At 57.8% G+C, this 24,331-nt stretch carries 16 protein-coding genes and 1 pseudogene; 9 read left to right on the forward strand and 8 right to left on the reverse strand.

All coding sequences use genetic code 11. From position 1 onward, the window contains the following. Positions 1–424 precede the first annotated feature (424 nt). On the reverse strand, positions 425–1,159 hold the full coding sequence (locus tag RISK_RS24970; RefSeq protein WP_047817135.1) for a CAP domain-containing protein: 735 nt from the start codon (positions 1,157–1,159) through the stop codon (positions 425–427). A 96-nt stretch (positions 1,160–1,255) separates the two neighbouring features. On the opposite strand from RISK_RS24970, the gene RISK_RS24975 reads away from it, so the two are divergent. The 5 genes from RISK_RS24975 to RISK_RS32730 all read left to right on the forward strand — a co-directional run bounded on the left by RISK_RS24975 (position 1,256) and on the right by RISK_RS32730 (position 9,418). After that, positions 1,256–2,137, forward strand: coding sequence for a dienelactone hydrolase family protein (locus tag RISK_RS24975; protein ID WP_236696676.1), 882 nt, complete (start codon positions 1,256–1,258; stop codon positions 2,135–2,137). A 198-nt stretch (positions 2,138–2,335) separates the two neighbouring features. Beyond that, positions 2,336–4,114, forward strand: coding sequence for an aspartate--tRNA ligase (gene aspS, locus RISK_RS24980; protein WP_047817064.1), 1,779 nt, complete (start codon positions 2,336–2,338; stop codon positions 4,112–4,114). Positions 4,115–4,293: 179 nt separating this feature from the next. Then, entirely contained in the window at positions 4,294–6,483 is a 2,190-nt protein-coding gene (locus RISK_RS24985) for an amino acid permease (protein WP_047817065.1), read from the forward strand. A 226-nt stretch (positions 6,484–6,709) separates the two neighbouring features. Further along, on the forward strand, positions 6,710–7,771 hold the full coding sequence (locus RISK_RS24990; protein ID WP_160311504.1) for a DUF1573 domain-containing protein: 1,062 nt from the start codon (positions 6,710–6,712) through the stop codon (positions 7,769–7,771). Between the two features lie 621 nt (positions 7,772–8,392). Next, entirely contained in the window at positions 8,393–9,418 is a 1,026-nt protein-coding gene (locus tag RISK_RS32730; RefSeq protein ID WP_047817067.1) for a hypothetical protein, read from the forward strand. Positions 9,419–10,066: 648 nt separating this feature from the next. Here the strand turns inward: RISK_RS32730 and RISK_RS25000 are convergent. Both RISK_RS25000 and RISK_RS25005 read right to left on the reverse strand, forming a co-directional pair. Continuing rightward, positions 10,067–10,390 carry a DUF167 domain-containing protein gene (locus tag RISK_RS25000; RefSeq protein WP_173442726.1) on the reverse strand — a complete coding sequence of 108 codons (324 nt, stop codon included), beginning with the start codon at positions 10,388–10,390 and terminating at the stop codon, positions 10,067–10,069. 7 nt (positions 10,391–10,397) lie between these two features. After that, positions 10,398–14,100: pseudogene (locus tag RISK_RS25005) on the reverse strand (bifunctional proline dehydrogenase/L-glutamate gamma-semialdehyde dehydrogenase). Positions 14,101–14,308: 208 nt separating this feature from the next. Between RISK_RS25005 and RISK_RS25010 the strand changes: the two are divergent. Genes RISK_RS25010 through rsmH form a run of 3 tightly spaced genes read left to right on the forward strand, consistent with a single transcriptional unit; the run spans position 14,309 to position 16,798 of the window. Further along, positions 14,309–14,734, forward strand: coding sequence for an acyl-CoA thioesterase (locus RISK_RS25010; protein ID WP_047817069.1), 426 nt, complete (start codon positions 14,309–14,311; stop codon positions 14,732–14,734). 37 nt (positions 14,735–14,771) lie between these two features. Next, the gene (locus tag RISK_RS25015) at positions 14,772–15,827 is read left to right on the forward strand and encodes a sugar phosphate isomerase/epimerase family protein (RefSeq protein WP_047817070.1); all 1,056 of its coding nucleotides are present in this window, start codon (positions 14,772–14,774) and stop codon (positions 15,825–15,827) included. Then, positions 15,824–16,798 carry a 16S rRNA (cytosine(1402)-N(4))-methyltransferase RsmH gene (gene rsmH, locus RISK_RS25020; protein WP_047817071.1) on the forward strand — a complete coding sequence of 325 codons (975 nt, stop codon included), beginning with the start codon at positions 15,824–15,826 and terminating at the stop codon, positions 16,796–16,798. Before RISK_RS25015 ends, rsmH begins: the two co-directional genes overlap by 4 nt. A gap of 238 nt (positions 16,799–17,036) precedes the next feature. Here rsmH and RISK_RS25025 read toward each other — a convergent pair whose 3' ends face one another. After that, the gene (locus RISK_RS25025; protein WP_047817137.1) at positions 17,037–17,837 is read right to left on the reverse strand and encodes a tetratricopeptide repeat protein; all 801 of its coding nucleotides are present in this window, start codon (positions 17,835–17,837) and stop codon (positions 17,037–17,039) included. 334 nt (positions 17,838–18,171) lie between these two features. Between RISK_RS25025 and RISK_RS25030 the strand changes: the two genes are divergently transcribed. Continuing rightward, a complete protein-coding gene (locus RISK_RS25030; protein WP_047817072.1) occupies positions 18,172–20,043 on the forward strand; it encodes an ATP-binding protein in 1,872 nt (623 codons plus the stop codon). 340 nt (positions 20,044–20,383) lie between these two features. Here the strand turns inward: RISK_RS25030 and RISK_RS25035 are convergent, their stop codons facing one another. The 4 genes from RISK_RS25035 to RISK_RS25050 all read right to left on the reverse strand — a co-directional run bounded on the left by RISK_RS25035 (position 20,384) and on the right by RISK_RS25050 (position 24,321). Continuing rightward, positions 20,384–21,211 (reverse strand): hypothetical protein, encoded by an 828-nt coding sequence (locus RISK_RS25035; protein ID WP_236696678.1) that lies wholly within the window; start codon positions 21,209–21,211, stop codon positions 20,384–20,386. Between the two features lie 107 nt (positions 21,212–21,318). Next, a complete protein-coding gene (locus RISK_RS25040) occupies positions 21,319–22,311 on the reverse strand; it encodes a DHH family phosphoesterase (RefSeq protein ID WP_047817139.1) in 993 nt (330 codons plus the stop codon). A 15-nt stretch (positions 22,312–22,326) separates the two neighbouring features. Further along, on the reverse strand, positions 22,327–23,298 hold the full coding sequence (locus RISK_RS25045) for a bifunctional riboflavin kinase/FAD synthetase (RefSeq protein WP_047817073.1): 972 nt from the start codon (positions 23,296–23,298) through the stop codon (positions 22,327–22,329). A 78-nt stretch (positions 23,299–23,376) separates the two neighbouring features. Beyond that, complete coding sequence (locus tag RISK_RS25050; RefSeq protein ID WP_047817140.1) at positions 23,377–24,321, reverse strand: NAD(P)H-hydrate dehydratase; 945 nt, start codon at positions 24,319–24,321, stop codon at positions 23,377–23,379. Positions 24,322–24,331: the final 10 nt, after the last annotated feature.

Below are 24,331 nucleotides of genomic sequence, written 5' to 3' on the forward strand. Positions count from 1 at the left end.
AGACGCGCAATTCGAAAAGCGAAAGAAACCACCGTCAAAACTGAAAGACTCGGATCTAAAGTAAGTGCCATTCGGCTTCCGCCCCGAGCTAACCAAGTCGGCCCCGTCCGGGGCGAGGAGAGCGAGGCCAGAGTAGAACAGTTGTCTCAACTGTTCCGTCAAGCAGCCCTCAAAGGCCAGGCCTCATCGCAACATAGCCCACTTCCAACCGTTCGCGTCATGTGACTCGACGACAGCAACGACGGCCCCATCCGGGGCGACCTTTTGTACTTGCGTCCAATGTCTCGGGGCTTCCGCCCCGAGCTAACCAAGTCGGCCCCGTCCGGGGCGAGGAGAGCGAAGCCGATGAATCTCGACCGCAACGCGGTGAGGGCGGATGCGCCGATTGCTTGAAACGACGATCGGGGCAGGGCAGGGCGGAGATTCACTCCGCCACTTCCCAACCTTCCTTGGTCAGAATCAGCTCCAGCGATTGATCCACTGTCTTCGCATCCAAGCCATCGATTCGGAACGTGGTTGGAAAGCAGCGTTTCATGCTCACGGTCGTCCGTGGCGGCATCTCGATTTCATCGACACTTTCATTGGTCTCGATCGACAGAGTCTGGGCTTTGCCCGATTGATTCAGCACCGAGATCTTGATCTGGGCTGACTTGGGCCGACCAAACAGGTGAACCGCGTAGTAAGTCGTTTGATCGGTGGTCGCAACGGCCACCCCCGTTTGCGTGACATGTTGCGCCACAATGTTCTCATGATGCGGCGGCGAACCGAGCCATCCCGGAACAAAGATGTCAACCAAACTCTCCGCGGTGACTTCCCCCGTGTTCGTGCGATAGGCAATGTTCTCTCTCACGACGCAGTACTGATATCCCGCCGCCTCGGCACGCTCGGCCGGGGTCTTGCCATCGGCCTGGTGACCGTACTTGCCCGATTCAGCCATGAACCCCGCAAACTTCTTCGCGGTTGCTTGCAGTTCCTCGTTCACTTCCAACCGCCCCAGCTTCTTTTTGTCACGGTAATCGTTGATTTGTTTGACGATCGCCTTTTCAACTTGAACGATCATCTGGCCGTCCTCTTCGGAATCAACAGCGACCGCCGTCGACGCCTCCTGAGCCATCAGCGGACTGACAAACAAACATCCCAGGATCAACCATCCACGCACAGCACCACTCCTCGTCGAGAAACCAAACCGCCCGACAAGCGACCTGCACCGGTTGGCCCACTCTCGCTCGTCGTCGAAAAAACCAATGCAATCGCCATGCCCATTCCAGAACGACGTCGCCTGAAACGTTCCACGATTCACCACCATCGTCGCCAAACTGGTAAAACGTCTCGCCATCCTGGTCACCGGCGCCCCTTCGGTTTGCCCTCCACTGATTTGACACGGCACGAACTCAACATGCGAATCCAAGCCCCCACCCACGTTGATCTCGACACGCCCACCGGTCCGATGCGGACCCATCTGTTTCGCCCAGACGGCCCCGGTCGTTATCCCGGTGTGATCCTCTACAGCGAGATCTACCAGATGACGGCGCCGATCGCTCGGACGGCCGCGGTGTTGGCGGGGCACGGCCTGCTGGTCGCCGTCCCCGATGTCTACCACGAGTACACCGAACTGGGCGAAGCGTTCGCGTATGACAAAGAGGGCACCGACCGAGGCAACCAACTGAAAGTTGAAAAAGCAATCGCGGCCTACGACGCGGATGCTCGATCGGTGATCGACTTCTTCGGCCAGGACGAAGGCTGCACCGGGCAAGTCGGCACGGTGGGCATTTGCCTGGGAGGCCACCTCGCCTTCCGAGCAGCAATGAACGAGGAGGTCAAAGCGGGCGTATGCTTTTACGCCACCGACATCCACAAACGCAGCCTTGGCAAAGGCATGCACGACGACAGCCTCGATCGCATCCCGGAAATCCAAGCCGAGATGATGATGATCTGGGGACGTCAGGACCCACACATCCCCGCCGAAGGCCGCCGGTTGATCTACGATGCGCTGACGGCCGCCGGAGTCAGTTTTTCCTGGCACGAAGTCAATGGCGAACACGCCTTCATGCGAGACGAAGGCCATCGCTACGATCCAGAACTTGCCTTGCTGCTGAACAGCATGGCTTGCCAGCACCTCAATCGCCACTTGCGATAGCGGCAAAAAAGCAATTCCCCGGGCGAATGTCGATCACGACTTCCCAAACCAGGGGCCAGCCAGAAAATTGTCCCACTTACGAATGGGCCACGATCGCGTATCCTTTGTGGTTCGTTTTCGCGAATTTTGGAACCGTCGCTCAGCAACTGATCAGCGGCTCCGTTGCATCCATCCCCTCGAACCCTTTGATTTCGACCCGTGTTACGAACTCACACCTGCGGCGCGCTTCGCAAATCTGACGTTGGCTCCCCCGTGACCCTGTGCGGATGGGTGGACAGTAAACGAGACCACGGCGGAGCGGTTTTCATTGACTTGCGGGATCGATATGGGCTGACCCAGGTCGTCATCGGACCACCCGAAGCGGGCGAATCGCTGATCAAACAGGCCGGCCATGTGCCCAACGAGAGTGTGGTTCTGATCCGCGGTGTCGTCGCCGATCGCCTGGAAGGCAAAACCAACGCGAAACTGGAGACCGGCGAAATCGAAGTTCGCAGTGAACACTTCGAAATCCTTTCGGCCTCGGAAACACCTCCCTTCACCCCCGGCCAGGCCGACTTGCCGGGCGAAGACTTGCGTCTGAAGTACCGCTTCCTGGACCTTCGTCGCAAAGAAATGCAGCAGGCGCTGATCCGTCGCAGCGAAATCATCAAGTGCATGCGAGACTACTTCGCCGAGCACGATTTCATCGACGTCGAAACACCGATCCTCGGCCGCAGCACGCCGGAGGGAGCTCGCGATTACCTGGTCCCCAGCCGCGTGCATCCGAGCAACTTCTACGCCTTGCCTCAATCGCCGCAGCTCTACAAACAAATCTTGATGGTCGCCGGTTTCGACCGCTACATCCAAGTCGCCAAGTGCTTCCGCGACGAAGACTTGCGAGCCGATCGCCAACCCGAGTTCACGCAACTCGACTTGGAAATGTCCTTCGTCGACTCGGAAGACATCATCGGCTTGATCGACGGCCTGGTCGCCAAAACGGCAAAACAGGTTCTGGGCAAAGACATTTCGCTGCCCCTGCCTCGCATGACCTACGCGGAAGCCATGCGTCGCTTCGGCTCGGACGCACCCGATTTGCGTTTTGGTTTGGAAATCGTCGATGTCACTTCGGTGGCTGCCAAGACCGACTTCCGAGTCTTCCGCGGGACCGCCGACGCGGGCAACTTCGTTCGGGGCATCAACGTCAAAGACGCCGCCCTCAAGTTCTCGCGACGCCAAATCGATGAGTTGACCACGTTTGTGCAACAGGACTTCGGTGCCAAGGGCTTGGCTTGGTTCCGCGTCGAAGATGACGGGACACTTTGGAGCCCAATTGCGAAGAACTTTGAGCCAGAACACTTGGCTGAAATCAAAGATCTGATGGGCGGCGAACCCGGTGACTTGCTGATGTTCCTGGCCGACACCTGGGAAGTCACCTGCAAAGGCCTGTCGGGTCTTCGCAAGCGATTGGCTGTGGAGCTGAAACTCTACGAAGATGGCATGCTCAACTGCAGCTGGGTGACCGAGTTCCCGATGTTCGAAAAGGATGAAGAGGCCGGTCGCTACGTCGCGATGCACCACCCCTTCACCGCTCCTCTCGAAGAAGACCTGCCACTGCTGACAGAGTCGCCTGAGAAATGCCGTGCCCAAGCTTATGACTTGGTCATCAACGGATCGGAAGCAGGCGGCGGAACGATCCGGATTCACGACAGCAAGGTTCAATCGCAAGTGTTTGAATTGCTTGGCATGGACGAAGAAACCGCTCGCGATCGTTTCGGCTTCTTGCTCGACGCGCTGCGATTCGGTGCACCTCCACACGGCGGGATCGCTTTGGGCGTCGATCGTTGGGTGATGCTGTTCGCTGGTTTGGAAAACATCCGCGAAGTGATCGCGTTCCCCAAAACGCAAAAGGCCGCCGACATGATGACCGGCGCTCCTGGCGAAGTGGACGCGGATCAACTCAACGAACTGCATCTGCGAACCGTTTCCGTTAAAACTTGATGGAAGCCACCGACTCAAGTAGCGAAACTCGTCAAGAGTTTCGTCTTGCACACGTAGCGAAACTCATCAAGAGTTTCGTTTTGCAAGTTGAGTCGCCGAAAGTCTTGACGACTTTCGCCACGAATTGATCTTCGTTTCCATCGCTGGAATGCATCATCGCTGCCACTCGTCATCTCGGTTTGTTCGGAGCCACCAGCGTCGGAGTCGGCGCGATCGTTGGCGGCGGGATCCTTGCGTTGGCCGGTGTCGCATTCGCCACCACGGGGCCGTCCGCGATTTTGGCGTTTGGACTCAACGGCGTCATCGCTGTCTTGACGGCACTCAGCTTCGCGGAGATGGCGTCGAAGTTCCCTGAGTCAGGCGGGACCTACACCTTCAGCCGCAAAGTTCTCTCGGTCGAATCCGCTTTCACGGTGGGCTGGGTCGTTTGGTTCGCTTCGATCGTCGCTGCGGTTCTCTACGCGATCGGCTTTGGCAGTTTTGCGACGCTCTTGATGAGCGAACTTTACTCCACCCAGGGTTCCGTTCCCTCTTGGCTGGGAGAACCCTGGAGCGTCCCTGCTGTTTCCATCGCCACAACCGTTGGGATCGGCGCGATGATGACGTTTCGATCGTCCGGTGGTGGTGCCTGGATCAACGTCGCCAAAGTCGCGGTCTTTTCCGTTTTGATTGTCGGCGGCTTCTGGGCTTTGAGCGAACAATCGGTGCTCAAGACCACGCAGGAACTGCGTCCATTCCTAGCCTCCGGTTGGGGCGGGCTGATCCAGGCGATGGGATACAGTTTCATCGCACTTCAAGGGTTTGACTTGATCGCGGCGGTCGGAGGCGAAGTTCGCGAACCGGCCAAGAACATCCCGCGAGCGATGCTGCTGTCGCTGGTGATCGCGTTGCTGATCTATTTGCCACTGCTGTTTGTGCTCACCACGGTGGGCACCGACAGTTCCCAAAACATTCGTGAACTGGCAGCGTCGGATCCCGAGGCCGTTGTCGCGCTTGCCGCAAAGCATTACCTCGGCACCTCAGGTTACTGGTTGGTGTTGATCGCGGCGGTTCTTTCGATGTTCTCGGCGCTGCAGGCCAACCTGTTTGCCGCCTCACGAATCGCGTTGGCGATGTCGCGTGACAACACGTTGCCAGCAGCCCTCAGCCGTCTCGCTTCAGGATCGAATTCGCCCTGGGTTTCGGTGCTGGTCACGATTGCACTGGTTTGTTTGTTGATCCAGATCCTGCCCAATCTCGCGGCCGCAGGTGCCGCCTCCAGCCTGATCTTTTTGGTGACGTTTGCGATCGCCCATTGGCTGTCCATCCTGGTGCGACAACGCTGCGTCATTGCTCCGCCGCCGTTTCGAGTCCCTGGCTATCCCTTTGTGCCCGTGGTGGGCGGCGCGGCTTGTTTGGCACTGGCTGTGTTCCAAGGGATTGCGGTTCCCGAAGCCGGAATCATTGCGGTCATGTGGTTGGCTCTGGGCGGATTGTTGTTCCTGTCTCTGTTCGCTCGGCGAGCCCGATTGACGGATGTGTCCAACATCGCCAGTCATCCCGAACTCTCCCGACTGCGTGGCAACTCCCCTTTGGTGCTGGTTCCCATCGCCAACCCCAACAACGCTCGCGCGATGATCGCGCTGGCCGACACCTTGGTCCCCGCCGCGCTCGGTCGCGTGCTGGTTCAAACCGTGGTGGTGGCTCCTCCGGACTGGGACCCGGTTGCCAACCATCGCCCTTCGGCACAGCTTCATTCGGTGATGAACGAGATCCTGCACGCCTCATCCAGCCTCGGTGTTCGCTGCGAAACGTTGACCACCGTTTCCCCCGAACCGATGCAAGAAATTGCCCGGGTGGCGGACCTGCACCAATGCCAATCCGTGCTGCTGGGACTGAGCGAAATCACAGCGGAAGCTCGCGACACGCCGCTCGAAGGTTTGCTCGGACAACTCTCCAGTGACGTCGTTGTCTTGCGAGCGCCCAAGGATTGGCAACTCGATCAGAGCCAGCAGATCCTTGTGCCCGTCGGCGGACGAGGCGGCCACGATTACTTGCTCACACGATTGCTCAGCAGCCTCTCGCGCGAGCAACAACGGCAAGTCAAATTTCTGCGAGTGATCCCCACCGACACGCTCCGCAGCGATCAAAAACGAATCCGCAAAGAACTGGACCGAACGACGCGAGCGAACGCGGGTCGAGTCTGCGAACGCGAAATTGTGATCAGCAACGATCCGATTCAAACCATTGTGGATCGGGCCGGCGAAGCGGGTCTGATCATCCTGGGTGCTCAACGACTGGGACCACGGCGAAAACTGTTCGGCAACTTCACTCGAAAAGTCGCCCTGGAATCCAACTGCCCCGTGATCATCATCAGCCGCCGCGGCTAAGGAACGAAAGAGCCTACAAAGTCGCTGGCTCCTGACGTGCCATGCCCCCTTGGTTTTCCAAACAAACACTTGACTTATCCTCGCCCCCCCTAACTTTGAGCAGTAGAGATCTGTGGCGGTTATCTCACCAACCATTTGGTTGGACCAAACAAGTGTTTTCTTGAATTGTTTGTAAGGGGTGTCCGCTGTGCTTGTCAGATTGTTCCTGGGTGCATTCATTCTCTGCTTGAATGCAGATCCTCTGGCGTTCAGCCAGGAGGTGAAGCGATTTGAACTCAGCTCCGCAAGGATCACAAACAGCCGTAAGATTCATATCGGCAGTGTCCCAGCATCGGACACAACGCAGATATCGGTTGATGTGGTGAATGACACCGAGACGGCGGAGCATTTCGAAGGGATCATTCTCAACTGCAATTGTGCCGAAGCGAAGTTTAAAGAGGGGCCTTTGCTGCCTGGTCAAACCAAACGCCTCACTCTTGCGTTGACGCCTCAAAAGCAACTCAGGCGAGGACAGGGAACCGTCCATGTTTCGTTCAAGCGACCCGGTGCGGGCGTAAGCAATCTCAGGCTCACCCTGAACTACGCGGTTGCCGGTCACTTCTCTTTCGACAGTTCATTTGCGACCTTGCAGTACGGCAGCAAACCAGGGTCCTATCAATTTGAGCTCCCCGTGTTCGTTGACCCTGCTCTGGATCATCGGCTGCTGGAATTGAACTGCAATGACAAACGAGTTGGCCTCTCATTCGGGGACTTGGATCAATCTGGAGCTGGCCACATTGATGTGGACCTACCACCTGATTCAGGTGAGTGCTTCGCGGTTGTATCCATGCGGCATCCGCCAACCAACACTCAAGTGGATTGCCAAGTGCTCATCCAGCCCAAGCAGCACCTGAAGCTTGCACCCGCACGGTTGCTATTCAAGACCAACGAGGATGGATCGCTCCAATCCTCGCTGATAGTCATTCGGTCCTTGGATGACGATGACAAGGACAAGCCGAATGAGAAACAAAGGTCGCCTGGAAAGCCGATGATCGAATGGAGCTTTGAAGGACAAACAGGGTTCGGCAAGGTGCATGATGTTTCCGATTCTCTCTGCCGTGCTTCGGTGGAGATCTCGGTGGCAACTGCGCAGAAACTGAGCGACATCTTGTCTGAACCGGGCGGCCCAAAAGCAAAACAACCGAGCATCCGAGTTCTGGTTCGATGGGGTGAGCATTCCGTGACCGAAGATCTGTCCTATAAGATTTTCGAGAAATCAATCGCAGACGAAGCAGGCAGAAACGAATGACTCAGTTTCATCCTGGAAGCGGTTTGAGCGTTGGCCTGGGCTGCAGAATCTTTGGGATTGTGTTTGCTATGCGTTTGCGCAAGTCTTCATCTGAAACGTCCTGGCTCCCCTCGCCCAGCTTCGAGGTCGTGCGGTTTTTAAGTGCTGTGTTGCCTAGCGTTTATCATCATCTTCCCCCTGGAACGTTCAAAGAACAAATGGTGGCTGGCGTCTGGGTTTCGCCCCGGATGGGGCCGTCGTGGGAGTTGGGTGGAGTCCCTCGCTCACGCGTTCGGGTTGTGATGGATGGTCTTGACCGACTCTGACGGGCAAAAGTGCCCATCCTACATGCGTTGAAACGTCGCTGAGGACTGAGTCGACAAGCCGTCATCATTGACGCTCTGATTGCGGATGCCAAATTCATTCCTGGATTGCACCTTGAGAGACGCGGCCCGCTTCGGGCCGGGGAGGGTTACGCGCTGGATCCGATGCTCGCTTCGTTCGACTAGGGAGCGTGAAATTAAACGGCACGACCGCCGTGGTGTGGAGGTTTTCAGTTCGAAGACCAAATGTTTGTTCACAGATGATTGAAGCACACACCGCTCCGTTGACTCTTGTTATCACGATTGAGAAAGCAAAAGAATGAATCGTCTTCCTTCCAAGCGACTTCGCTCCATCAAATCTTGCACATGGCGGATGCAATTTTTGGTGCTTGCAACTTTGCTCCTTACCAGAACAACTGCTGCGACGGCACAAGAGGCAGCACTCGGCTCCGGCGAGCACTATTTCCAGGCTCATTATGCGGCCATGGCGGAGATCCGGGACTACGACGTCTTGTACAGCGGATTCACGGACAGTTCGCCGGAGACTGGCGCATCCTATTTCCTGGAGATGCAAGGACGGACGATGGCGAGTGAAGAAGACGACATGGTGGTTGTGCTAAAAAAATACGAGCGTTCCAGTGGGCAGAGTTCTTCGGAGCGTCCTGTGAACGATTCGGTCCAGGGTGACAGCAGAATGGAAGTCTATTCGGGGCGTTTGATTGGCAACGATCTCGTGGCCCAAAAATTCCCGGGCGGATCACGTCGAGCCAAGTTCCCAAAAGGGATCACCCCTTATTACTTCCATTATCTGGAAGGACTTCCTACGTTTCCGCTCTTTGGTACCGTGACCTTTCCGTTTTTCATGGACCCGGCAGGAAAAGCTTTTGAGAGGATAAAATCGGAACGAACTACCCCAACAGCGAACCAACAGCTCATTCGCGAAACAGCGAATGAAGCGGTCGTTCGCATTGAGGTGGAGAAGCCCGTTGGACAAAAACGCAGGATATTTTTCTACTTCGACGCGGAGACCCTGCTGATCGTTGGCGAACGGGTGTCTTTGCTTGAGAACAATTCGTGGAATCCCATTTTCAAAGGCGAGTACACGTACACAAAACACAATGGGTTGCATGTCCCTGAATCGATGAGAGCGGTGTCCTTCAAGACGAGAAATGAAACAAAGATTGTGGAGCGACACACCGAAGTCATGTATGAGTGGAAGGACCTCGATCGCGAGCGGGCGAAGCAGTGGCGCGTTGCAGATCTTTGGAGGATCGAAAATCTGGACCGATTGATTGAAGGCGAGGACATTGCCGAGATTGGCACCGAAGCACCAAACAAAAACTGACCTGGATCCAAGTCCATGTCTCGGGGCTTCCGGCCCAAGCGAATGAAGTCGGCCCCGTCCGGGGCGATGACCGCGAGGCCAGAGTAGAACAGTTGTCTCAACTGTTCCGCCGGGCAGCCCTCAAAGGCCAGGCATCGTCGCAACCAAGTCCACTTCCAACCGTTCGCGTCACGCGACTCGACGACAGCGACGGCCCACGCAAACATTTGGGGACAAATGTTCTACTCTGTTTCCCACGACAGCCCCGTCCGGAGGCAGGATCGCGAAGCCAGAGTAGAACAGTTGTCTCAACTGTTCCGCCGGGCAGCCCTCAAAGGCCAGGCTTCGTCGCCACCCAACAAGGCCCGAAGGGGCGACAGATCCATTGCCGGGGCCGTCAGGCCCCGGAACCATGAACCGCTCAAACAGTTCAGGCCGACGGAGGCCCTCCGTCGGCGACAGGTAACTCAACATTTCCCACGACGGCCCCGTCCGGGGCGACCTTTTGAATTTGCGTCCATGTCTCGGGGCTTCCGCCCCGAGCTAATGAAGTCGGCCCCGTCCGGGGCGAAGAGAGCGAAGCCAGAAACAGCCGAAACGACCAACACTATCCCGCACGAAAAAATAGCAAAATCCGATCAGAGCGAGATCATAAACGCTTTCGCGAAATCACGACAACTCGTTTTTCAGCTTTGCGTCGGCAGCGTTCATCTCGTCCTGCGACTTGAATTCGACCACGATCGTCTTCAGCCGAGAGGTTTCGCCCGCGACGATCGCCACACGGCCCTTGCTGACGCGCAACCATTTCGCAAGGGAAGCGATGACCGCTTTGTTGGCTTTGCCATCTTCCGGCACCGTGTGAACCGATACTTTCAACGCTCCATCGTGCAGCCCACCCACGGATGCCTTCTTGGCTTTCGGAGTGACCCGCACGCGAAACTTCCACGTCAATCCTTCACACTGTCGATCCAGTGAGAGGTTTGATTCACTCATCGGCGACTCATTCCCCTTCTGTCTTCGAGAAACTGGCTGAACGACGTCCGAGGTTGCCATAACGGTGATAGTCGTGCGAGATCGATTGCTCGTTCAAGTACCGCAGGCATTCGATGCGTCCATGATCCACGACCGGTTCATCGATGACTGTGATGAATCGCCGGCCACAAGCTCGACGAATCGATTCCAGGGCGGGAGTCAGCGTTCGCATCCGGCTGACACCGCCGGCATCGACTCGCTCGACCAACTGCTCCACTGACTCTTCAATGGGATCGATCAAACCAGGCAACCAATCCGCGGTCGTTTCCAGCATTTTGAGCTTCGATCGTTCCAGCTCCGATGACAGGGAAAGCGTGAACTGAGTCCCCACACACACCGCCGCAGAGATCGCCACGATTGCATTGACGATGTCGTCACCTGCCTCGATCCGAACGGTCATGCCGTTCACCGATCGATAGCGACGAATGTTATCCTGGCCGACCAACTGAAAGGTATCGTGTTCCAACGCGAAATCCGTCGCATTGGCAATTTCTTGCGACGTGATCGCGCGTTCGATTCGAAACTTCTGAGCATCGCCCAGCATTTCATCGGAGTAGCGACCACGCTCAATCCAATCACGCATGCGGTCCAATTGATCGTGCGATGCATCCACTTCATCCGTGGACGGTTGCCAATCGCTAACGTGCGTGACACGCGAAAGAGCCAGCACGTAGTTGGGACCACCGGCTTTGATACCGGGTCCGTACGCGGAAAGACCGACCCCGCCAAACGGTTGCCGCAACACAATCGCCCCGGTGGTTGGTCGGTTGATGTACAGGTTGCCGGCGGGGATCGATTCTCGCCAAAGCTTGATTTCGCGATCGTCCAAACTCTCCAGACCGCTGGTCAGTCCATAGCCGGTCGAACGCACAATCTCGATGGCTTCTTCCAATCGACCGAATCGCATCACGCCCATCACCGGCCCAAACAACTCGGTCGTGTGAGTGAAGCTGCCGGGTTGCACGTCCCATTTCACGCCGGGTCGGTACAGCGTTGGGTTGCCGTCGATGTGCTCAGACATCACCAACCAAGATTCGCCGCCCTCGAGTTCCTGCAAACCACGTCGCAGTTTGTCCGTCGGCGGATCAACCAGCGGCGTCACGCGGGTGTGCAAATCCCATGCGGAACCGACCGACAAACTTCGCACCGCATCCGCCAACGTTTCGCGGAATCCGGGATCGTCGAAGACTTCATTCTCGAGCAACAACAGTGACGTGGCACTGCACTTTTGACCGCTGTGACCAAACGCCGAGTGCAGCACGTGCTTGATCGCCAAGTCTCGATCCGCCATCGCGGTCACGATCGTGACATTCTTGCCTCCTGTTTCAGCCAACAAGTGCAGATCCGGTCGCACATCCAACATGCGTTTCGCGGTCGATGTGCCACCGGTCAAGATGACGGTGTCGACGATCGGATTTTTGACCAACCATTCCTCCGCGACTTCGTCGTCACAAATCACAAACTGCAACGCGTCGCGAGGAACTCCCGCATCCCAGAATGCTTGGCACATCACCCAAGCTGGCAACAAGGTTTGCATCGATGGTTTCACGACCACCGGGTTGCCCGCCGCGATCGCCGCTGCGATGCCCCCGCAGGCAATTGCCAAAGGGAAGTTCCAAGGGGTGATCACAGCAACCACGCCGCGTGGTTCACACTGGATCCCAGAGCACTCGTCCCAGGCCTTCATGGTCAGCGGATAGAACTCCAGGAAGTCAATTGCTTCGCTGACTTCCGGATCTGCTTCGGCGACCGTTTTGCCTGCTCCGGCGACCATGCTGCCGATCCAATCCCCGCGTCTTTCGCGAGCCAGTTGGGCGACCGCACGCAGGATCGTGTGGCGTTCTTCGACCGAAAGATCTTTCGCCCAAGTCGACTCACTGGCCGCCTGAACGGCTAGCTCCACCGCGGGCGAAGTCGCCTTTTTGTAACGGCATGTCACGACGCCTGGTCGCGAAACATCGTCGGTGGTGAACCATTCGGGTGAGACTCGATCGTCTCCCTCGAGCGCATCTGCAGCGGGCAAACCAACCAACACTGGCGTCACTCGAGTCGCTTGTTCGTCGCACAATGGCTTCCAACGATCCAAGGTCTCTTGTGCCCATTTCGAGTGGTGAGGCAGCGACCAATCCGTATCGGGTTCGTTGACAAACTGAGTCCAATGATCCGCCGCGGGAGGCTGCAGGGGAGTCCGGTGTCGATTCTGAGTTCGTCGAGGCTGGACCGAGACGGTCTCACAATCCAACAAGGCATCCTTGAATCGACCTGCCAACAGATCAAAGTCCGGTGTATCGGGCTGCAAACGATAGGCGTGACGCAAGAAGTTCTCGGCGCCCGTGTTTTCATCCAAGCGACGAATCAGATACGTGATTGCGTGCAAGAAGTCCGATTTGCGGCAGGCAGGTGCATACAGCAACATCGCCGCATCGCGTTCCGTCAACGCACGACGTTGATGGTTGGCCATGCCCTCCAGCATTTCGAACTGGACGGAATCGGACGCCCCCAAACGCTGCGTCCAAATCTTGGCCAGCGCCACGTCAAACAGGTTGTGGGAGGCCACACCGACGCGAAGATTGCCTGCCGCCGCCGCGGTGAGCAACTCCTTCAACATCCGTTTGAAGTTGGCATCGGTGTCGTGTTTGTTCGTGTACGGAGCCACCTGCCAACCACCGACGGAGGCATGCACGCGTTCCATTTCGAGGTTTGCACCTTTGACCAACCGAATCGTCAGCGGCGCGCCGCCAGCCGCAACTCGTTTGGCCGACCACTCGATCAGGTCTCGCATCACCAAGCAGGAATCCGGCACGTAGGCTTGCAGTGCGATCCCGGCTTGGACCGATTCCAAATCGTCGCGTTCCAAGGTCTCACGCAACACATCCGCGGTCAGATACAGGTCGCTGTACTCTTCCATGTCCAAGTACACGAACTTGTCTTTCGCCTTGGAGCCATCGTCCATGTGATTGGCGTTGCGGTACAGACGCTCCAAGCGATCGGCGACCATCCGGATGGTGTGCTCGCGAGCCAAGGGTGACACTTGGCTATAGAGCGTGGTGAGCTTGACCGAGATGCATCGCACCTCCGGCATCCGCAGCAACTCGTAAAACGACTGCATCCGCTTGCGCGTCTCGTCATCGCCCAACATCGCTTCGCCGAGCAAGTTCACATTCATCGCCACGCCGTGACGCTGGCGCGAGGCCAGGTGCGGAGTCAATAGATCTGGTTCCGCAGGCAGAATCACATTCGCCGTCTCACGTCGCATCTTTTCCTTGACCAGCGGCACAGCCACACCGGGCAGGTATTCGCCAAAGGACTGAAACCCTTTCAGCATGGCTTGCTCGACCGGGCTGAAAAATCGGGGAATCCCCTGCAAATCCAACAGGTGAGTCATCTGGTCCGCCACGCGTGCCGGCGTGTGCGTGCGAAAGGCTTGATCGGTCATCTCAACCAGCGTGGCCTTGTCAGCGTCATGCCCAATCATGCGATCCAGCTCGGATTGCTGGCGACGTTCCTGCGGCGTCTGGAGAGCTCGCGACTCCCGCAAAAGATCGGCGGCCAACTCAATCGCGGCGGCAGCATCTTGAGTGGGGTCGAAACCCTGCAACGTTGACGAGGAAGCTGATTCAGGCTGATTCAAGACACGATCCTTAACAAGAATTTTTCGCGGAAACGAAGATCTAACAAACGAGGCACGCCTAGTGGTCTGTCACGGCTTATCTTTAGGGTAGTGGGCGAGGCCACGAGTCCTGAACTGGCGTCAAATCCAAGGACTCGTGGCCTCGTCCACTACGATTCCCCTAACTTTTAGCTGTGACAGACCACTATCGCCCATTGACGGCTAAACTTTCGCAACTTGCAACCGCCTGTTTTCACAGCGAATTCTCAATGGCATTCCGCCGCGACCCTAAGACGCCTGCAATGACGCCAGATTTGCCGCAACATGTGTTCCATTTACGTGTCCGCTACGACGAATGTGACCCAATGGGATTGGTTCACCATTCAAATTACTTGCGATATTTCGAAATCGGCCGCACGGAATTCCTTCGCTCGGCGGGGGGGCGGTACCGCGAAGTCGAAGAAGCCGGGCTGTATGTCGTGGTCGTCCACATCGATTGTCGCTATCGTGCCTCCGCACGTTATGATGATGAAATTCAGATCGTGACCCGAATCGCGAAGATCACGGCAGCTAAAATCATCCATGAGTATGAAATCCGCCGCGGGGACGAACTGCTCGTGCAAGCGACCGTGACATTGGCGGTGATTGATAAGAACGGTCAATTGCAACGTGTTCCCGAAGCATTGTTGACTTGAAAACCTCTTTGACTCCTTCCCTCTTGGTGCCCTCCCAATGCGTCCTGACCAACCCGCCCGATCGATCAGCAACCGCCGCCAGTTCCTGTGCCGTCTGGGAACGGCATCCGCGGTCGGATACGCCGCCTACTTGGCTCATCAAGTCAGCCCCTCCCCGCTGAGCACCGACGCCAACGGATTGCTGGGGCAGGGCAGGGCACTTTGGGCAGCCGAACCAAACGAGACGGGCTCTTCCACCAGCACCGGCTATCTGAAGCAATCGCTGAAAGCCGGCATGATCCGAGCTGAGAAGTCGGACGCCGCCAACCCTTGGATCGAACGATTCCGAATCGCCAAAGAAGCGGGATTCGAAGGCGTGGAACCCAACACCTCACCCGGCATGGACGTCCAAGCCATGGTCGCCGCCTCCGCGGAAACAGGTTTGACGATCGACGGAACAGTTGGCGGATATCACTGGGGCACAACGCACACCAGCCCGGAAGCTGCGACTCGCAAGAAGGCTCAGCAGTTGCTCGAGGAATCGCTGCAACAAACCGCCGACTTGGGAGCGAACACCTTCTTGATCGTTCCTGGCCACGGCAAAGACGGCACGGCTGAAGAAGTTCGCCAGCGCGCCTTCGAAGCCCTCGATCGCGCCGTCCCGCTCGCTGAGAAACTGGGCGTCAAAATCCTGATCGAAAACGTCTGGAACCATTTCTTGTACGACCACGGGGGAGACGAAAACCAATCGGCTCAGCCTTTGGCGGAGTTCATCGACTCCTTCGACACACCCTGGATCGGTGTCCAATTCGACCTGGGGAATCACTGGAAGTACGGTGACGTGGCCGAGTGGGTGACGACGCTGGGACACCGGATCGGCAAACTGGACATCAAAGGGTTCTCCCGTGAACAAGGTCGCTTCACCGACGTCACCGAGGGCGACATCGACTGGGCCAGCGTCCGCAAGGCACTCGCGGGAATCAATTTCCAAGGCTGGGTGGCCGCCGAAGTCGGTGGCGGTGACGCCGAACGGCTGAAGAAGATCCACGGCCAAATTGAATCGGCACTGCACTGCACCAAATCGCTGGCGCAAATCAAGGCAGAGACCGCGTGACAGCGTCGCAGCCAGAGGATCGAACCGACCAAGTTTCTGAAACGTCTTCCGCGGAGGCAGCCCCCGCGGAAACAGAACACGTCAGCGTGATGCCCAACGAGATCGTGCAGTGGGTTCGAGAAATCAACCCCACGACGGTCATCGATGGCACCTACGGTGGCGGTGGGCACACACGTTTGCTTGCCGAGGTGTTGGCGGATGCAGAAACCGCGTCCGGCACACCACGTGTGATTGCGATCGATCGCGATCCCGCGGTGGTTCGTCGTGATGAACAGAAGGCTTGGATCCAAGACGATCCACGAATCGAATTGTTTCTTGGCAGCTACGAGAACTCGCCCAAAGCACTCGACGCCTTGGACCTCCCCCATGCAGATGCTTTGGTGCTGGACCTGGGTTTGTCCAGTGATCAACTGGCCGACCGAAACCGAGGGTTCACCTTCACGATCGAGGACGCGGAACTGGACCTGCGGTTCGATCCTGAAAACGGAGTCCCGGCTTATCGTTGGCTTCAACAACACAGCGAAAAAGAAATCGCCGACGCGATCTATCAATTTGGCGAAGAACGATTCAGTCGCCGCATCGCCAAACAGATCGTCTTGCGAGCCCGCGAGCGGAACCCGGTCACCAAAGTGGGCGAGCTGGTGGAGATCTGCCGTCGCTGTGTGCCTCGTTCACGCAACCACGATATCCATCCTGCCACGCGTACGTTTCAGGCTCTGCGGATCGCAGTCAATGACGAGCTTGGCGGTTTGACGCGAACCTTGCAGTCGGCACCTGACTGGATCGCCCCCGGTGGACGAGCCGTCATCATCAGCTTTCATTCGCTGGAAGACCGAATCGTCAAGAACGCGTTCCGAGAGGACGACCGCTGGGAAATCCTGACGCGAAAACCGCTGCGTCCCACCGACGAAGAGGTCCAAGCCAACCCTCGCAGCCGCAGCGCCAAACTCCGCGTCGCCCAGCGGGTGTAGCTTTCGCAGAATCACGGAGGTATCCAGGCGGCGTTTTTCGTTCGAGGTCTCGCCGCGAAAGGTTCGGTGTTGTGAAACGCATTCGTTCGCACAAGTTTTCATCCCGGTAGGGATGCCAATCGCAAACATTTCGCAGCCCAGGCCCGGCCGTTGAGGGCTGCCCGACGGAACAGTTGAGGACAACTGCTCTACTCTGAGGCTCGGCCTCTGTTCGCTTCGCTCATGCACCTGAGCCGCGTCACTCGCCGCGAGAAACGAGCCAGCCTTCTGGTGGCGGTGGCAGATCAAACGCGTTGTGATAATCACGCTGACGCAGTTCGATCCAAACCAATGTCTCTTCCGCGAGCGATTTGTTCGCCGGTGAAAAAGCCGACCGACGGACCGCTTCGGAAATGCGCTCCTTGGCCGTCGTGAAGTCTTGCCGGGCTGCCGCTGCGATCGACGTGTTGATCAGTGCCGCTGGGTTTCGGGGATGAGATTCCAACACTTGGTTCCAAACCTGTTCCGCCATCGGCCAATTGCCCGATCGAGCCAGTTCATTGCCGCGCCGAATCGCTCGGCTACCAGGCAACATGCGTGGGGAGGCCAACGCGACCTGTTGACGAACAACGCTGGCGGCCAACAATCGCTTGGTCTCTAGGATTGCTGCACGACGGGTCCGCTCCGCCACATCAGGAACATTCATCAGTTGCGGGTAGCGTTGTGAAATCAACGCTTCGTCCACCGTGATTGGCATCCCGGCGGATTTCGTGCCGGGCTGCAAACCGGTCAACCGCCAAGAAAGGCTGACTTTGTCTTCGCGTTCTTCGTGCCCGGTCGCTTGCAAAATCTCGCCATGCAACAAGTATTGCAGTCCCTGGCGTCGAGCGGCGGAACTGACCGCCATGTCACTCGGTTCTTCCTCGAACCCCGAGACCAGCCGAATGGTTGCCACCCCCTCCAATTGATCCGCTGCGATCAATTGCCAACGAGAAGGCGGATCCGACAACAGAGCCTCTTCAATTGGTTCGGCCCATTCATCCGGTCCCGAGATGCCCATGAAAGCGACTTGTGTGGGCTCCACCGACAATTCCGGAGGACGCCAAACATGGACGGGAGCCACGGTTTTGCAACCCACCAGTAAACACCAAGCAGCGCATACCCCCAGCCACGCACCTCGAGACACCCAAGGTGAGGGCCAACGTCGCTCGATGGGAATCGCCGAGCCTAGCATGCGGAAAATGGGGTTCCTTCCAATTGGAGAGCCGGATCCAGGCAGAAAGGGATCCGATCTGGACGGTAGCCAAACAGAACGCTTCGCAGCAAGTTATCTTGTGTGAACTAGACTAAGAATCTGTCCGTGAAACTCGTTCTCGCCCCGCGTTGATTTTTGTATGGCTTCGTTGTTCGTCATTCGAGGACGTGACCAGGGAAAACACTTCCAGCTCGCTTCAACCGTCACCCGACTGGGACGGGAATCCAGCAACAATGTGCAGTTGCTCGATAACGAGGCCTCACGCAGTCACGCCGAGATTCGCGGCGATGGAACCGGCCGTCGCTACGAACTGGTCGATTTGGGCAGCAGCAACGGAACGCTGGTCAACAATCGCAAAATCACTCGGCACGTTTTGACCAGCGGCGATCGGATTGAGATCGGCTCCACGCTGCTGATCTTCACCGGAACCGGCAACGTGTCCGCCCTCGATGCGGCTCACGGCGTCGACATCGTTCGCCAAGTCCGGGGGGGCGACGCCAGCAACATTGTTTCGTCGCTGTCTCGAGAAGGAGTCGTCTCGCCGTACTCACCGGAGGGAGCCTCCTCGGGCGCTGTCCCCACCCCCAAGCCAACGTCCGCGCCCACGACCCTTCCGCCGCCGATCCCGCCGCCAGTCGAAACGGGGGCGGATCCAGCTCGCAGTGCGGGAAAGAATCCCTCGGTCGTCACTCCCGAACGAACCGGGCAATTCCATGGGCCACCCGTCATCGGCCGACTCGATGCCGACCGATCGCTCGAAGTGATGTACTTAACCGCCATCGCTGTGGGACGGACCGATGACCTGGACGAAGTTCTGGATCGAGTCTTGAAACTGGTCTTCGACTGGGTCGAGGCTGATCGTGGATGCATCATGCTTCGCGACCCTGAAACCAAGCGACTGACTCCGGCTGCCAGGTGCGACCGAGACTCGGCGAGCGATGGCCCCCAACCCAAATCGACGTCCAAATCCCACGACCGAATTCAGATCAGCCATACGATTTTGGATTACGTGCTGCAACACAAACAGGGCGTTCGCACCAACGACGCACTGGACGACGAACGATTTGATTCCGCCGCATCGATTGTGCAAGGCGGCGTTCGCGAAGCCCTCTGCGTTCCTCTGCAAGGTCGCTACGAAATCGTTGGCATGTTGTACGTCGACACTTACACCACGCCGGGAGAACTGGTTCGCAAGGGCGGGGCAACTCGCTTCCATGATGAACACCTCCGGTTGATCACCGCGGTCGGACACCAAGCCGCACTCGCGATCGAGGACACGTTCTACTACTCCGCACTCCTGCAAGGCGAACGTCTGGCCGCGATGGGCCAGACGATTGCGACGCTGTCACACCACATCAAGAACATCCTGCAAGGAGTTCGCGGTGGCAGCTACCTGATCGAATCGGGATTGCAGAAGGATGACACCGAAGCCATCCGTCGTGGTTGGTCCATCGTCGATCGCAACCAAGAACGGATCAGCAACCTCGTGCTCGACATGCTGACGTTCTCCAAAGAACGTGACCCGGTGCTGCGAGAGGGCAACCTCAACGAGGTCGTTCATGATGTGGTCGAACTCATGCAGAGCAGGGCAGGGCAGGGCGAAATCGAACTGGTTTCGGAGACGGAAGACACGCTGCCAATTGCAACCTTCGACGGCGAAGCCATCCACCGGGCGGTTCTGAACTTGGTCACCAACGCGATTGACGCGGCCACCAAGAGAGTGCTGGTCAAAACGTTCTACGATGCCGCTGAAGGCTGGATCGTTGACGTTGAAGACGACGGCGAAGGCGTCCCCAAAGAAGACCGCGAACAAATCTTCTCGTTGTTTGAATCCAAGAAAGGTGCTCGCGGAACTGGGTTGGGCTTGCCCGTCAGCGCCAAAATTCTTCGCGAACACGGGGGTTCGTTGACCGTTGACGATTCCCCCAGTGGCGGAGCCCGCTTCCGAATGATCTTGCCCGCCACCGGCACCGACATCAACGAACTTTCGCGAAGCGAAACCCAGGCGTAGGGACCGTTAAGCAGGTACGCAGGTGTCATCGGGTATGTGAGCCGCTGGCGTTAGCCACGGTTTTCACGCACAACCGGGGCGAACGCCCAAACGGCTCACATGGTTGTGCTTGATCACTCCTGCCGACCTGCTTAGAACGGCGTGAAGAGCATCGGCAGTCGCGGAGCACGTTCGAAAAATGAATGGTGGCTGGCGTCTGGGTTTCGCCCCGGATGGGGCCGTCGTGGGAGTTGGGGGCGTCCCTCGCTCACGCGTCGGGTTGTGATGGGTGGTCTTGGCCGACTCTGGTTCAGCAACAATTGATGAGCGAGACATTCCCGCCAGGTTGAGATGCCGTCACTTAGAACTCCAACGAGTCAAAGAACTCCGATGGCTTGTCCAGTTCACTCTCGTTGGATCTTGGCTCGCGTTGGCCGCCGACGAGGTCTCGGATCTCGGAATAGGGCGAGTACATCACCACGACCAAATTTCGATTGTGAACAAAGATTTCGCAGTCCGACCCTTCAATACCGCCCACGCCTGATTGCATGGTCCCCGCCATTCCGTCCACTCCGGACCGGGCAACGGGACGAGAATTCGAGAGACGAATTCTCATGTCTCGCAACAATTCCGCAATCGGAATGCTTGGATCGATTGCCGCCGGCAAATCAGCCACGACCAGCGAATACTGAGATCCAGTTTCCTTTCTTCTTCCGGTGAGCTCATGGACTGTTGTGCCGGGGAACTGCTGCGACTTGTCTCTTCGATCTTCGCCGGCCGGCATGTTGATCGTGTAGCCCTTGTAGCTCACCGATGTCCAACCGCTGTGCCGCGATCCCAAGTACCCGATCGCGAAAATCCCTCCGGCACACAGCACGACGCTCAGCACCCCGAGCCCTACGATCGTGCTGATGATCTTCACGGCAGCGTTCGCCCCTCCACCCCGTTTCTTCGCAGGCTTGGGTGGCTGATATACGGTCACGGGTCCCGAGGGACGAAAGACCGAGCTCGGTGGTGCCGCAGCCGACCGGCCAGAACCCGAGGAGCTGGAACTGGGCAGGCTATCGAACAAGTTCTCGGGAGGAACGCTGATGGGCACAGCCGACGTCGCGGGAGCCCGAACGGTGAGCATCAACTCGCACTTCGGACACTTCACCTTCACCGCTCCCGTCGCGGCAGGAAGTTGCAAGGTCGTCTTGCAGCGAGGACAAACAATGCGATGTCCGGTCATCGAAACTCCCACGCGATTCATCACGCGAAACGTGATGCGACAATCAGTATGGCCCCGACACCAGTCTACCCCAATGCGACCGAGAGAGCTTCTCGCATCACTGGCAGCACTCGCTCTTTGACCTCATCGAGGGTGCCTTCCAAGAACGCACCCGCAGCGGCTTTGTGACCACCGCCTCCGAACTGACGAGCGACCTCGTTGCAATCCACGCTGCATCGACTACGGAAGCTCAGTTTGAAGCCACCTCGCACCTGGCCAACAAAGATGACGGCGGCTTGGGTGCCGCGAATGGCCAAGGTCAAGTTGATCGCGTCTTCGGTGTCGTTGGGTTGCGCGCCGCACAACTCAAAGTCTTCTTTATGGACGGAGGTATACACCAGCGTGCCATCCATCTCGGTGGTTGTTCGAGAAAGAATCAACCCGCGTAGTTTCAATCGCCCGAGCGTGTCACGTTCATAGAGATCGCCGTACACCTCACTGGGGACAACCCCTGCATCCATCAAACGGCCGATCGTTCGGTAGGTGTCCGATGTGACACTGGGGAACCGAAACCATCCGGTGTCCGTCGCGATTGCCGCGAACAACGGAGTCGCCATCGTTCGGGTCAGCGGCACGTTGAGCGCGTCCGCGGCCTGCACCACCAAATGACCGGTCGCTTCGGACTGATAGTCTTTGTACATCCTCGCCCCCAGCTCATCCTCCCCCACGTGATGATCAAGCACCATCTTGTCCGCGCGAGACGCGCGGATGACATCGCCCATGTCACCAAGTTGCGCCCACGCACTGGTGTCGAGGATCATGATGCAATCCGCTTTCACATCCTCGGCTTCGACGGAATCGCCCAGCACTTCGATGTTGCCGGCAGGATCCAGGAACGACAAAGCAGGCGGAGTTCGGTGAGCATTGATGATGCGAACGTCTTTTCCAACCGTTCGCAACACTTCTGCCATCCCCAGCTCACTGCCAAGCGCATCGCAATCGGGTCGAATGTGGCTGACCAAAACAAACGACTGATAGTGTTTGATTTGGTCAACAAACGCTTTCCAGTTGACTCCCACGAGCGGATCTTTCATTCAAGGTTGAGATGGCAGAGATGAAACCGTCTCTCGAACGGTTTGCAAATCAATTTGCAATTGTTGTTTTAAAGCAGAAGCGTCGGCAAACTTCTGCACGCCCCGCACTTGGCTCACCAAAGTCAGCGTTAGCATTTTGCCATAAAGGTCACCATCGTAGTCGAGCAGGTGAGCTTCGATTTTGGTTTCCTGGCGTTCGTCAAAGGTCGGATTGGGACCGATGTGAACCGCCGCAGGATGGCAGGTCCCGTCAACGGTTCCCTCCCATGATGCCAGAGCCGCGTACACGCCGTTTTCTGGAATCAATGTTTCGACGCCGCTCAGGTTCGCGGTGGGGAACCCCAGCGTTCGCCCTCGTTGCTCCCCTGTCGTCACGGTTCCGGTCAAACAGTACCGGCTGCCGAGCATTTGATTGGCCAGCGGAAGATCGCCCGATGCGATGGCCTCACGCACCCGTGAGCTGCTGACCAGGCGTTCGTCGCGAACCGATGGCACCACGATTTCGACGTCGATTTGACGTTCATCCGCCAACTCTTTCAGACGAGTCGTGTTGCCAGCCCGATCGCGTCCGAAGAAGAAATTCGGCCCTTCGATGATCGCTTTGCCCGACAGTTGTTCCACGATCAATCGCTGAAAGAACTCTTCCGCGGTTTGGTTCAAAAATTCGCGAGTTGCCTCGCAGACCAGCAAATGATCGATCCCCAACTCGGACATCAGCTCCGCCCGGCGGGGCAGGGTGGTCAGCTTGGGCGGTGCCCCGTGAGGCCGCAGCACCGACGCGGGGTGCGGGTCCATCACGATCGCGATCGCTTTGCCGCCAACCCGTTCGGCATGTTGTCGAACCCGGTCCAGCAACGCACGGTGCCCCAGGTGCACCCCATCAAAGTTGCCAATGCTGATCGCGCCTCCTTGAAGCGATTGATGCAGGTCGGGGTCGCCCGCGAGGTCGCTCAAGTAAATCAGGGAGGTCATTCAATCGGGGCAGGGCAGGGGAGGAACCAAAAGGAATCAGGCAAGCGTGCTCAGTATGCCTGATTCACCTCGATTTCGTCAGATCCCATCGCGTTCACTCGCGTCCGTCGTCATTTCATCCGCGACGATTGCCAGTGAGTCCAAAACATGCACCGCGGTCATCCCAGCGAGACTGACCCGCGCCGCCGCCTCATCGCCGCTGCGGCCATGAATCCAAACCCCTAGCCTCGCCGCATCGGAACCGCTCAGCCCTTGCCCCAACAGAGATGTCACCACCCCGGTCAACACATCGCCGCACCCAGCGGTCGCCATTCCGGGATTGCCCGTCGTGTTTTGCCAGATGGAACCTGGCTGGCCATCCCTTTTCGAAACGACGTGCGATGGCCCGCCTTTGACGACGATGGTCCATCCCAATCGCCCGGTCAATTTCTCCGCCGCCTTGAGCTGCGCATCGACGTCGTTCGCGGACGCCCCCGTCAACCGTTGCAGTTCACCCGGATGCGGCGTCAAGACGCAAGCTGCATCGTTGCTGCTTCGCTGAAACCGGTCGTCACGCAACCAATCCTGCTCGGCAATGATGTTCAGCGCATCGGCGTCCAAAACCACTGGCAAATCTTTTTTCGCCAGCAAACCTGCGACGATCGTGGCACTCCCAGGTCCCCTTGAGATCCCAGGACCACATCCGACGGCGGCCTGAGCGGGCAAGCGTTCCCGCAAGGATTCCCACGCCGAATCAGCAAACTTCTGACCGTCGTCCGACATCCCATGGGTCATGATCGCGGGATGGAACCCTGCCACGCAGTCCAAAATGCAATCGGGAACCGCTGCGGCGACCAGCCCCGATCCTGTGTGTAGCGCCGCGATGGACGACAACGAGACCGATCCCGCCATGCCGCGCGAACCACCGACCAACAACACCCGACCAAAATTGCCTTTGTGGGCGGACACATCCCGACGTGGAATCCGCAGCGGAGGCGGGTTGGTAGACTGAGTCAAAATGGTTGGCGTCACAACAGATGACATTTCAAGCTCG

Source organism: Rhodopirellula islandica (genome assembly GCF_001027925.1).
GTDB lineage: Bacteria > Planctomycetota > Planctomycetia > Pirellulales > Pirellulaceae > Rhodopirellula > Rhodopirellula islandica.